This is a genomic window from Pseudomonas fluorescens, from assembly GCF_001623525.1.
Classification (GTDB): domain Bacteria; phylum Pseudomonadota; class Gammaproteobacteria; order Pseudomonadales; family Pseudomonadaceae; genus Aquipseudomonas; species Aquipseudomonas fluorescens_Q.
In genome coordinates, this window is sequence record NZ_CP015225.1 from 3,733,903 (window position 1) to 3,745,343 (window position 11,441).

Annotated in this window: 10 protein-coding genes and 1 pseudogene; 2 read left to right on the forward strand and 9 right to left on the reverse strand. The window is 61.7% G+C overall.

Going from position 1 to position 11,441, the window contains the following annotated elements; genetic code table 11:
• Positions 1-74: 74 nt before the first annotated feature.
• The 8 genes and pseudogenes from TK06_RS16145 to TK06_RS16175 all read right to left on the reverse strand — a co-directional run bounded on the left by TK06_RS16145 (position 75) and on the right by TK06_RS16175 (position 7,284).
• Positions 75-842, reverse strand: coding sequence for an ABC transporter ATP-binding protein (locus tag TK06_RS16145; protein WP_063322886.1), 768 nt, complete (start codon positions 840-842; stop codon positions 75-77).
• A 10-nt stretch (positions 843-852) separates the two neighbouring features.
• Positions 853-1,692, reverse strand: a complete 840-nt coding sequence (locus TK06_RS16150) for an ABC transporter ATP-binding protein (RefSeq protein WP_046063877.1) — start codon at positions 1,690-1,692, stop codon at positions 853-855.
• 10 nt (positions 1,693-1,702) lie between these two features.
• A complete protein-coding gene (locus TK06_RS16155; RefSeq protein WP_063322887.1) occupies positions 1,703-2,605 on the reverse strand; it encodes an ABC transporter permease in 903 nt (300 codons plus the stop codon).
• Positions 2,605-3,642 (reverse strand): ABC transporter permease, encoded by a 1,038-nt coding sequence (locus TK06_RS16160; RefSeq protein ID WP_025211956.1) that lies wholly within the window; start codon positions 3,640-3,642, stop codon positions 2,605-2,607. The genes TK06_RS16155 and TK06_RS16160 overlap by 1 nt, the downstream gene beginning before the upstream one ends.
• A gap of 34 nt (positions 3,643-3,676) precedes the next feature.
• Entirely contained in the window at positions 3,677-5,299 is a 1,623-nt protein-coding gene (locus tag TK06_RS16165) for an ABC transporter substrate-binding protein (protein ID WP_063322888.1), read from the reverse strand.
• Positions 5,300-5,370: 71 nt separating this feature from the next.
• Positions 5,371-6,525, reverse strand: coding sequence for a mandelate racemase family protein (locus tag TK06_RS16170; protein ID WP_063322889.1), 1,155 nt, complete (start codon positions 6,523-6,525; stop codon positions 5,371-5,373).
• 393 nt (positions 6,526-6,918) lie between these two features.
• Positions 6,919-7,008 (reverse strand): annotated as a pseudogene (locus TK06_RS33490) (PH domain-containing protein); the annotation flags it as partial.
• 48 nt (positions 7,009-7,056) lie between these two features.
• Positions 7,057-7,284 (reverse strand): hypothetical protein, encoded by a 228-nt coding sequence (locus TK06_RS16175; RefSeq protein ID WP_063322890.1) that lies wholly within the window; start codon positions 7,282-7,284, stop codon positions 7,057-7,059.
• 348 nt (positions 7,285-7,632) lie between these two features.
• Between TK06_RS16175 and TK06_RS16180 the strand changes: the two genes are divergently transcribed.
• Both TK06_RS16180 and TK06_RS16185 read left to right on the forward strand, forming a co-directional pair.
• Positions 7,633-8,628, forward strand: coding sequence for a TRAP transporter substrate-binding protein (locus TK06_RS16180; RefSeq protein WP_063322891.1), 996 nt, complete (start codon positions 7,633-7,635; stop codon positions 8,626-8,628).
• A gap of 259 nt (positions 8,629-8,887) precedes the next feature.
• Positions 8,888-10,792, forward strand: a complete 1,905-nt coding sequence (locus TK06_RS16185; protein ID WP_063322892.1) for an alkaline phosphatase D family protein — start codon at positions 8,888-8,890, stop codon at positions 10,790-10,792.
• Positions 10,793-10,867: 75 nt separating this feature from the next.
• On the opposite strand, the gene TK06_RS16190 is transcribed toward TK06_RS16185, so the two are convergent.
• On the reverse strand, positions 10,868-11,368 hold the full coding sequence (locus TK06_RS16190) for a methylated-DNA--[protein]-cysteine S-methyltransferase (RefSeq protein WP_063322893.1): 501 nt from the start codon (positions 11,366-11,368) through the stop codon (positions 10,868-10,870).
• Positions 11,369-11,441 lie beyond the last annotated feature (73 nt).

Sequence of the window (11,441 nt, forward strand, 5' to 3'; positions counted from 1 at the left end):
CGCGTGCGCGGCATTGATACCTGGGCTCCAACGTTTTTTACGGGTTAAAACAAGTACAACTAATTAATAGAACCTCAAACAGCGATGGGCACGCGTTGTATATCCCGACTGGCTTGCACCAACAAACGGGTATACGCATGGGTGGCACCATCGCTCGCCAGCAGATGACTGTCGAGCGTCTCCACCACCCGGCCCTGCTGCATCACCGCCAGCCGATCACACAAATGCGCCACCACCGCCAGATCATGGGTGACCATCAGGTAGGTCAGCCCTTCCTGGCGACGCAAGTCGGCCAGCAGGTTGAGGATTTCCGCCTGCACCGAGACGTCCAGCGCCGAGGTCGGCTCGTCCAGCAACAGCACCCGGGGACGCAGGATCAGCGCCCGGGCGATCGCCACGCGTTGGCGCTGGCCACCGGACAACTGGTGCGGATAACGGAAGCGAAAGCTGTCGTTCAAGCCGACCTTGCGCAGGATCTCGCTGACCTTCTGCGCACGCCCGTCGATGCCGTGGATGCGCAGCGGCTCTTGCAGCGCGGCATCGATGGTGTAGCGCGGATGCAACGAGGCGTACGGGTCCTGGAACACCATCTGCACCGTGCGATAGTGATTCAGCGGCAGGTTGCGCGTCACGGCTTGGCCGGCGACCCGCAGTTGTCCGCTCCAATGCTGGTACTGCCCGGCCAGGCAGCGCAGCACGGTGGTCTTGCCCGAACCGGACTCCCCCACCAGGCCGAATGCCTCGCCTTCGGCGACACTCAAATCGACGTCGTGCAACACCGCGTTCAGTGCCGCGCCCGTGCCAAAACTGAGGTTCAGGCCGGCGATTTCAATCATGCTCATGACAGGCTCCTCAAGCATTCAACCAGTGTGGGTCGCGCTGCAGCACCGGCAACGTGGCGCGCGGATGGTCCAGGCTCGGCAATGCGGCCAACAGGCCTTGGGTGTAGGGATGGGTGGCGTTATCCAGGTCGGCGGCGGCAATCGACTCGACCACACGACCGGCGTACATCACCAGCACGCGATCACAGAAATGCCGTACCAGATTCAAATCGTGACTGATGAAAATCAGCCCCAGGTCACGTTCGCTGACCAACTCCTCCAGCACATTGAGCACCTGGCGACGCACTGACACGTCCAGCGCCGAAGTCGGTTCGTCGGCGATGATCACCTGGGGATCGGTGATCACCATCATGGCGATCATGATCCGCTGGCCCATGCCGCCCGAGACCTCGTGCGGGTACAGATCATAGACCCGCCGTGGGTCGCGGATATGCACCTTGGCGAGCATGTCCAAGGCGCGTTCGCGGGCTTCGCGATGGGGCACCTTGTGATGGGCCAGGTAGGCCTCGGCGATTTGTTCGCCGACGCGCACCACCGGGTTCAACGAGTACTTGGGGTCTTGCATGATCATCGACATGCGCGCGCCGCGAATCGCCTGGATCTGCTTTTCGCTGGCGGCCAACAGGTCGATGTCAGCGAAGCGCAAGGTCTTGGCGGTGACCCGCGCGGTCGGCGGATGCAGGCGTAAAAGACTGCGGCCAACGGTGGATTTTCCCGAGCCGGATTCACCAACGATGGCGAGTTTTTCCCGGCCCAGGGTGAACGACACGTCGCGCACCGCCAGGGAAGTTTTGCCGGCGTTGCGAAATTCCACGCACAAGTCCTGTACCGCAAGTTTTATCTCAGTCATGGCCTGTTCCTCAGGATTGGCTGCGTGGGTCGAGGACGTCGCGCAAGCCGTCGCCCAACAGGTTGAAGGCCAGGCTGACCAGCATGATCGCCGCACCGGGTGCCGCCACCAGCCACCAGCTTTCGAGCATGTAGCGCCGCCCGGTGGAGATCATCGCGCCCCACTCCGGCAGCGGTGCCTGGGCGCCGAGACCGAGAAAGCCCAGGGCGGCGGCGGTGAGGATGATGCTCGCCATGTTCATGGTCAGGCGGATGATCACCGACGACAGGCACATCGGGATGATGTGGCGCAGGATGATGCGGGTGCTCGACGCGCCCTGGAGCTGCACCGCAACAACGAAGTCAGCGTTGCGCAGCGGCAGTGTTTCGGCGCGGGCAAGCCGGGCAATCGGCGGCCAGGCCGTCAGTGCGATGGCGATCACCGCATGCTCCAGGCCCGGGCCGAGGGCGGCGATGAAGGCCAGCGCCAGGACCAGGCTGGGGAACGAGATGAAGATGTCGGTGATGCGCATGAACAGGCTGTCGACCCAACCGCCGAAGTAGCCGGAAACCGTGCCGACCAATAGGCCGATGGGGCCGACAATCACGGTCACCAGCAAGACGATGTACAGGGTGATGCGCGAGCCATACACCAGCCGCGCGAAGACATCGCGACCGTATTCGTCCGTGCCGAACCAGTGCACACCGCTGGGTGCCTGCAAGGCCCCGGCGAGGTTCTGCAACAGCGGATCGTGGCCGGCGATCCAGGGCGCGAAGACCGCGACCAGCATCAGGGTCGCGACGACGATCAGGCCGGCGAAGGTCATCGGGTTGCGCAGCAGGAAACGCAGCAGGCGCAAGGTACTGGCGGCCATCGCTGCGGTACTGGAGGCGGGCAGCGCGGCGGGTGCGCTGGAAGCCAGGGGCAGGTTCATTAGCGAGTCCTCGGGTCGAAGATCTTGTACAGCGCGTCGCTGATCAGGTTCAGCGTCACGAAGATGAGGCCGATCAGCAGCACGCAAGCCATCACCGCGTTCATGTCACCGAGCAGCAAGCTGCTGGTCAGGTACTGGCCGAAACCCGGCCAGGCGAACACGGTTTCGATCAGCACCGCGCCTTCCAGCAGGCCGCCATAGGCCAACGCGACGATGGTCAACAACTGCACGCGAATGTTGCCGAAGGCATGCCCCCAAACGATCCGCCGCTGGGACAAACCCTTGACCCGGGCGGTGATGATGTACTCCTGGGACAGTTGCTCAAGCATGAAGCTGCGGGTCATGCGGCTGATGTAGGCCACCGAGTTGAAGCTGAGGATCACCGCCGGCAACAGGATGTGCCGCAGGGCGCTGCGAAAGGCCTCCCAGTCGCCGGACCAGGCGGTGTCGATCAACAACAGCCCGGTGTGTTTCGGGATCAGCCCGTCATAAGCCAGGCCAATGCGCCCGACGCCACCGGCCCAACCCAGCCAGGCGTAGAACACCAGGAAGGCCATCATGCCGATCCAGAAAATCGGCGTGGAGTAACCGAACAGCGTGATCAGCCGGGCGACATGATCACCGGCACGGCCCTGATGCGTCGCGGCGTAGACACCCAGCGGCAAGCCCGCCAACACGCCGAACAGAATCGCCAGGGTCGCCAGTTCCAAGGTGGCCGGGAAGACCCGGGCAATGTCGGTGATGACCGGGTTGCCGGTCAGCAAGGCCATGCCGAAGTCACCGTGCAGCAGGTCGCCGAGGTAGATCGCGAACTGGGTCCACAACGGTTTGTCCAGGCCCAGCTCTTTGTACACCTGGGCGTAGGCCGAGGCGTCGGCGTCCGGGCCGACGATGGCCAGCACCGGGTCCAGGGGCATCACTCGCCCGATGAAAAAGGTCAGTAGCAGCAACCCCAGCAGCGTCACCGCCACCGAGCCGCCGCGCCGGGTCGCCGAAGCGGCCCGGGTGGTCCAGATTGAAAAGGATGCAGTCGACATGTTCATTCCTGCCTTGGCCCTGTGGCCGTCGATTTCAGCGCTGCTTGTAGACGTCCCGAAGACGCGTGGTGGCGGCGGTGTGGCCGATGTAGTTGCGCACGTCGGCGTGGATCACCACTTCGTCCACCATCTGTGAGACCGGCATGATCGCCCCGGCCTGTTGGTCGTAGAGGGTCTGGATCCGTGCGTAGATTTGGCGCTGGCGCTCGGGATCACGCTCGCGCTCGGCCTGCTCGATCAACTGATTGAGCTGCGGGTCGAAGAACGAGGTACGCCAGCCCTGGAAGTTGCTCAGCTTGGCTTCGGTGCGGTTGTCCGGGTTGTACACCAGGGCCCGCAGGCTCGAATGCGGATGACGCTCCGCCCCACCGCCGCCACGACCGACGAGGATGTCGAATTGGCGGTCGCGCATCGCGCCATAGATCTGGTTGCCGGTGCCGGTGATGATCGTCGCCTGGATACCGGCCTGGGCCAGCGTCGCTTGCAGGCTGGTGGCGATGTTGATGAACGGCGGATCGGTGAGCGATCGAATGGTCACTTTAAAGCCGTCGGCGTGACCGGCCGCCGCCAACAGGCGCTTGGCCTCGGCCACGTCCAGGCGATAGCCCGGGTCTTCCAGGCGTGCCGGCAGCCCCAACTGCAAGGGCCGCTGATTGATCACACCGTAATGCGGCATCACCACATCGTTGATGCCCTGGTAGTCGATCAACAGGCGAATGGCCTGGCGCACGCGAATGTCCTGGAACAACGGCTGTTGCATGCTCATCGCCACGTAGTACAGCGTGCCCCGGGCGATGCTCTGGATGCGCACCTCATCGACCTTGCCCAGGGCCTTGATGTCGGTGGCCGCCATGCCCCGGGCGACATCCAGGTCGCCGCGCTCGACCATCAGCCGCAGCGCCTGGGACTCGGTCATGTTGCGCATGATCACTCGGCGCAACTTCGCCGCGCCGCGCCAATAGTCGTCATTGCGACTCATCAGGATCACGTCGTTGGCGCGCCAGATATCGAGCTTGAACGCGCCGGAGCCGGCTGTGTGAGTCGCCAGCCAGGCCGCGCCCTGATCGTCGCCAACCTGATGTTGCAAGGCGACGCTGCGATCGATGATGAAGGCGCTGGGAGAAGTCGCCAGGGTGTTGAGCACCAGCATCGGGTCCGTGACGCGTGGCAGCTCCATGACAAAGGTGTGCGGCCCTTCGGCACGCATCAACTTGACGACGTTGTCGGCGGTGAAACCGTAGGCTTTCCAGGTCGAAGCCAGGGCGCGGTTGAGGGTGACCACACGCTGCAATGACCAGGCGACGTCCTGGGCAGTGAGCGGTGCGCCGGAGTGAAAACGCACGTCATCGCGCAATTGGAAGGTCAGGCGCATGCGGTCGGGGCTGATGTCCCAGGTTTTCGCCAGGGCCGGAATCAGCGTGTCCGGCTGCGCCGCATCCTGCTCCAGAAGCATGTCGTAGACGTTGGCGTTGACCTCGGCGACCTCCAGACCCGTCGCCGCGGCAGGGTCCAGGGACAGCAGGTTGATCATGCTCATGCCCACCACCAATTGGTCGGGGGGCGTTTCGCCTTGGGCCAGGCTGACGGGCACCTGCACTGCGTACAGGGCCACGGCGACACACAGCAGCCTGGTCAGGCGCTTGGGCCAGAGATTCATGGTTCAGTCCTTTCTTATATTTATAAAGACTTGTCGCCCGGGCAGCCATCGACCTCAGGCGTGGAACAGGATCAATGTCGAGACAGGGTGTTGGCTTCGATATACGCGAAGTTGATGTCCTCGCCCAACCCCGGTCGGTCGGACAGGTGTACAAAACCATCGGCGTCCATCGGGTCGACAATGCTGTTGAGGTGCGCCGGGACTTCTTCATAGTCGAGAAATGGGTGCAGCAGGCCGCGCTCGTACCAGCGGCAATTGCTGATCGCCCCGACCACCGCCAGGTTCGCCGCGCCGTTGCCGTGCACTTCGCAGTCCATGCCGAACGACTCGGCCAGGTGCGCCACCTTCAGGCACGGCCCGATGCCCCCGACCCCGGCCACACCAGCGCGCAGGATGTCACAGGATTTCTGGGTCACCCAACTGGCGCGGCTGTGGAACTTGCCGGCGATGCTTTCCGGGCCCAACACCGGGATGTCCAGGTTGGCGGCCAGCCAGGCATAGGACTCCGCCGAGTCTTCCATCATCGGCTCTTCGAACCAAGCAAAATTCAGCTTTTGCAGGGCCTTGCCGATGGTCAGCGCATCCATGCGGCTGTACCAGTGATAACCGTCGAGCATCAGCGCGATGTCCGGCCCCACCGCCTCACGCACGGCAGCGCAGGCCTGGATGTCCATTTGCGGGTTCGGCGCGAAGGAAATCGGCGGCATCCAGGTGTGCAGCTTGATGGCCTTGTAGCCGCGCTGGACCAGCTTTTCGGCGAACTGGCCGTACTCGTCCGGCGTGGACAACCCGCCCGGCAAATCGTCGCCACACATCGTCGAGCCGTAGGCCGGAACCTTATCGCGATAGCCACCAATCAACTTGTGCACCGGCAGCTTGAGCGCACGCCCGGCCAAGTCCCACAGCGCTTGCTCCACCAGGGCCAACGCCCGGTCGGTGAACTGCCCGGCACTGCCGCGCTGCCAGTGCGCGAGGTCTTGCCAGAGGCTTTCGCGATCCATCGGATCGCGACCGATCAGCACTTTGCGCACGAAGGATTCGATGATGTGCGGACGAATCAACTCAGGCGGGCCGAAGGCATAGCCCTCGGAGCCATCGTCGCAACCGATTCGCAGCAAAGCCATTTTGATCATGACCTCATCGCCTGGATGGGCATGGCCGGCGCTGTCCTGGGCACGGCGCGAAGGGGTGGAAAAGACTTCGACGTGAACGCCTGTGATTCTCATAGGGAGGAGTACCCAATTGTTATTGTTTATTTGTATGTCGTCATACAACGCGTCGGATTATTCTGACGTTCACGCCAGCCTGTCAACCCTGAAATTCAATAAAACATGCACCAAAATGAGAACCTCTTGAAAGAAGAGTTTATTTTTCGTGAAGAATTTTAATATGTCGTCATACCACAAGACACAAAAGAGAGACCACTTATCACGGGAGGGGATGATGACTTGAAGGGATAACAGATAGAGCTGAGGGCTAGAAAACCCCGTGGGAGCGAGCTTGCTCGCGATAGCGGTATGCCTGGGCCGATGAGGCTGAATGGGCCACCGTCATCGCGAGCACGCTCGCTCCCACAGGGGATTTGTAGCGAGCACAGAGTCTGTGAGCGCTACAAAAAATCAGGTCAGGAGGAGGTTGAAAATCAACTGGGAAATTTCGCCGATGTTGGTCTTGCCGGTGAATTCGAATTTCTTTTTGCCCAGGGAGGATGCCCCTGGGCTCCCCCGCCACACGTTTCTGCAACGCTGTGGCCGCCGTTAGATTCGGGGGTTGCGCCGGCGATTCCAGAGGACGCCGACCACCGCCGCGATGATCGCCACCCCGGCATTACCGAACAACCAGATTGCAAAGTTACGGCTCTGATCCGCCTCACTTTCGTAGAACGGTCCAAAGTAATTGCCGACCGCCACGAACACCAGATTGAACGCCCCAACGGCCAGGGCAATGATCAGGAGGACAAACAACGCGCCCTTGATGAAGTTCATATGACCCTCCAGAACCATATGTCTTTGGAGTCATGGAAATCTGAGAACGTCCCATCGATCGAAAAACCCATCTGTATGCGCACGTAGCTCATCCAATCCGTCAGGCGCCGGCCATTCCACAAGTCGATGTGATCACCACTGCGACCCGCGGTGGTTTCATTTGCACAACGCCAGAAGTCCTTGAAAAAAAAACGCCCTGCTGCGGCGTAGCCTAGCAGACGCCCGGGGCCCTCTCTTGGATAGGCATCCTGCAGCCGGCGTTTTTTCCCCTAGACTTGCCGTTGTCCGCTGTACGCCGGGTTTTGAATGAGCCCGTACGATAAAGACAAATAAAAAGGGAACCTCGCAATGCTCAAGCCAATATGGAAAACGCTCCTCTGCACCCTCGCCCTCAGTGCAGGGGGCAACGCGCTGGCGGCTGAACCGATAGTGATCAAGTTTTCCCATGTGGTGGGTGAACAAACGCCCAAGGGCCAGGGCGCGTTGATGTTCAAGAAGCTGGCGGAAGAACGGCTGCCGGGAAAGGTGAAGGTCGAGGTGTATCCCAACTCCACACTGTATGGCGATGACAAGGAGATGGAGGCGTTGCTCCTGGGGGAGGTGCAGATCATTGCGCGGTCGCTGGCCAAGTTCGAGCAGTACACCAAGTCGGTGCAGTTGTTCGACTTGCCGTTTTTGTTTGATGACATCCCCGCCGTGGACCGTTTCCAGCAGAGCCCCGAGGGCCAGAAGCTGCTCAAGTCCATGGAAAGCAAGAACATCACCGGCCTGGCCTATTGGCACAACGGCATGAAGCAGCTATCGGCCAACAAGCCGTTGCGCACACCCGAGGACGCCCGCGACCTGACGTTCCGGATCCAGACCTCCGCAGTGCTGGAGGAACAGTTCAAGGCGGTGGATGCCAAGGCTAAACCGATGATTTTCTCAGTGGTGTACCAGGGTTTGCGCACCGGTTTGGTCAACGGCACGGAAAACACCTATTCGAACTTCTACAACCAGAAACTCAATGAAGTGCAGAAATATGTCACCGAGTCCAACCACGGCATACTCGACTACATGTTGATCACCACCTCGGACTTCTGGAAAGGCCTGCCGCCGGATATCCGCAGCGAACTGGACAAGATCGTGGTTGAGTCCACCGCCTATGCCAACCAAGAAGCGGAGCGGTTCAACCAACAGGACAAGCAGCATGTGCTGGACGCCAAGACCACCGAGATCATTACCCTCACGCCAGAGCAGCGTAACGCCTGGCGCGAAAAAATGAAGCCGGTGTGGGCCAAGTTCGAACAGGAGATCGGGCCCGATCTGATCAAGGCGGCGCAGGCGTCCAACAAGGCCCAGTGACGTAACAAGACAGGGGATAACTTGAAGCCCCTGGCTGAACACTTCTGTTGTGGCGAGGGAGCTTGCTCCCGCTGGGGCGCGAAGCACCCCCAAAACCTGATACCGCGGTGTGTCAGGCAAACATTTGGGGGCTGCTGCGCAGCCCAGCGGGAGCAAGCTCCCTCGCCACAGGGTTACCACAACGCCTCCCTGTCCCCAGCAACCCGGCACATTGCGTTATGATCCCCCGCCTCTCCCTGAACAGAGCTTTTACCCGCGAATGCTGCCTTCCACTTCTGATATCACCGCCCTGCCCGCCGTCCTGGTCGGCCCACTGTTGCGACGGCTGGAGCCCACGCGGCTGGTGATGTGGCTGGTGGGCACGCGAGCATTGGCGATGACGTTGCGCGTGGCCGGCGTGGGTGATCTTGCACTGGATGCGACACGCTGCACCGTGGTGCCGGTGGGACAGCGGGCGTTTGTGCACTTGATCGATGTACGGCTCGCCAACCCCCTGCCCCGGGACGTGACGATTGACTACGACTTGCTGGTGGACGGCGCGCCCATCGCCGAATGGGCGCCGCACCTGCTGTATGACGGCGCACAGTGCCCGAATTTCATACTGCATTCGCGCATCGAGCAACTGGTCCACGGCTCTTGCCGCAAACCCCATTACCCAGCCAACGACGGCCTGCTCTGCGTCGACCGGCTGTTGGCGCAAGCCCCTGAGCAACGCCCGGCATTGCTGATGATGAGCGGCGACCAGGTCTATGCCGACGACGTCGCCGGGCCCATGTTGCGGGCGATTCATGCGCTGATCGAATGCCTGGGGTTGTTCGAGGAATGCCTGGAAGGTGCCGTGGTGGAAGACAGCGCCAGGCTCTATCAGCACCCGGCCAGTTATTACCATCGTGCCGATTTGTTGCCGGCACTGGAGAGTAACGAAACCCTGCGCGAGCGATTTTTCGGCGGGGCCCGCAAGCCGATTTTCACCAGCAGCAGCGCCGACAATCACCTGGTGACCTTTGCCGAGGTCATGGCGATGTACCTGCTAGTGTGGTCGCCCGTGCCTTGGACGCTGATCACCGTGCAGCCCCCCGAACTGACCGTCGAACGGCGCCAGCGCTACGACCTGGAACAGCAGCGCATCGATGCGTTCAAGACCGGTCTGGGCGGCGTGGCGCGAGTGTTTGCGCACCTGTCGTGCCTGATGATTTTCGACGACCACGACATTACCGATGACTGGAACCTGTCTGCGCAGTGGGAGGAAACGGCCTACGGCCATCCGTTCTCCAAACGCATCATCGGCAATGCGTTGATCGCCTACATGCTCTGCCAGGGCTGGGGTAACAACCCCGATGCCTTCGCTGACGTGCTCCCGCAAACCCTGGCCCTGAGCGACACCGCCCGAGACCGTTACCTCGACAGCGAACCCCAGGACCAACTGATCGACACTCTGCTGGGTTTCCAGCAATGGCATTACGTACTGCCGAGTACCCCGGCCCTGGTGGTGCTCGACACCCGCACCCGCCGCTGGCGCAGCGAGAACAACCTCAAGCAACCTTCCGGCCTGCTGGATTGGGAAGCCCTGAGCGAGTTGCAGCAGGAGTTGTTGGATCACCCGTCGGCGATTATCGTCTCACCGGCGCCGATCTTCGGTGTGAAGCTGATCGAGACCGTGCAGCGGGTGTTCAGTTGGTGCGGTTATCCACTGCTGGTGGATGCGGAAAACTGGATGGCCCATCGCGGCGCTGCCCAGGTGATCCTGAACATTTTCCGCCACTCACGTACGCCCGGTAATTACGTGGTGCTGTCCGGGGACGTGCACTATTGCTTCGTATACGAAGTGTTGATCCCGCACCGCAAGGGCGGCCCGCGCATCTGGCAGATCACCAGCAGCGGCATCAAGAATGAATTTCCCCCTGCGCTGCTGGAATGGTTCGATCGCCTGAACCGCTGGCTCTACTCGCCACGCTCGCCCCTGAACTGGTTCACCAAGCGCCGCAGCATGCGCATCGTCCCCCACACCCCGGAACACGCCGAAGCGGGCGAACGGTTGTGGAACAGCGCCGGCATTGGCCAGGTGTTCTTCAATGAACAGGGCCAGCCCGCGCAGATCTACCAGCACAATGCCAACGGCCAACCGCCGACGCGGATGCTGCCCCCAAAATCACCACCGACCTGAAAGCGCTGGCACCGCCAGCACCTACGCAAGCTGACAATCCGCTATCGCGAGCAAGCTCCCACAGGGAAGTGGCAGTCAGAACACCAATTGCAGCGACTGCTGACCTTCAAGGCTCAGGAGGAACTGTTTGGCCGCCAGGCCACCAGCGAAGCCGGTAAGGCTGCCGGAGCTGCCGATGACCCGGTGGCACGGGGCGATGATCGAGATGGGGTTGCGGCCATTGGCGGCGCCGACCGCCCGGACCGCCGTGGGTTGCCCCACCTGGATGGCGATGTCGCGGTAGCTGCGGGTTTCGCCAAAGGGGATGGTCAACAGGGCTTGCCAGACCCGGATCTGGAAATCAGTGCCCGCGAAGTCCAGCTCCAGCTCGAAACGACGGCGCTGGCCAGCGAAGTATTCCAGCAACTGACGCTCGGTTTCCTTGAGGACCGGATGCTGGGTGTCCTCCTCCAAAGGCCCCAGGCGCACCCGATTGAGCCGCTCGTTTTCCCAGAGGATGGCCGCCAGCCGTGTCTGTCGGGCGACGAGGATCAGTTGGCCGACAGGGGATTGGATGGTTTTGTACAGAGGCAACATCGAGGCATTCCTTGTCAAAGCCTTTGTGGCGAGGGAGCGTGCTCCCGCTGGGTTGCGAAGCGACCCTACACGT

Bases quoted from the DNA above. Each gene is read 5' to 3' on its own strand.
- TK06_RS16180 (WP_063322891.1), top strand. From the start codon at position 7,633: ATGCTCAAGCCAATATGGAAAACGCTCCTCTGCACCCTCGCCCTCAGT.
- TK06_RS16170 (WP_063322889.1), bottom strand. From the start codon at position 6,525: ATGAGAATCACAGGCGTTCACGTCGAAGTCTTTTCCACCCCTTCGCGC.
- TK06_RS16155 (WP_063322887.1), bottom strand. From the start codon at position 2,605: ATGAACCTGCCCCTGGCTTCCAGCGCACCCGCCGCGCTGCCCGCCTCC.
- TK06_RS16190 (WP_063322893.1), bottom strand. From the start codon at position 11,368: ATGTTGCCTCTGTACAAAACCATCCAATCCCCTGTCGGCCAACTGATC.
- TK06_RS16165 (WP_063322888.1), bottom strand. From the start codon at position 5,299: ATGAATCTCTGGCCCAAGCGCCTGACCAGGCTGCTGTGTGTCGCCGTG.
- TK06_RS16160 (WP_025211956.1), bottom strand. From the start codon at position 3,642: ATGTCGACTGCATCCTTTTCAATCTGGACCACCCGGGCCGCTTCGGCG.
- TK06_RS16145 (WP_063322886.1), bottom strand. From the start codon at position 842: ATGAGCATGATTGAAATCGCCGGCCTGAACCTCAGTTTTGGCACGGGC.
- TK06_RS16175 (WP_063322890.1), bottom strand. From the start codon at position 7,284: ATGAACTTCATCAAGGGCGCGTTGTTTGTCCTCCTGATCATTGCCCTG.
- TK06_RS16150 (WP_046063877.1), bottom strand. From the start codon at position 1,692: ATGACTGAGATAAAACTTGCGGTACAGGACTTGTGCGTGGAATTTCGC.
- TK06_RS16185 (WP_063322892.1), top strand. From the start codon at position 8,888: ATGCTGCCTTCCACTTCTGATATCACCGCCCTGCCCGCCGTCCTGGTC.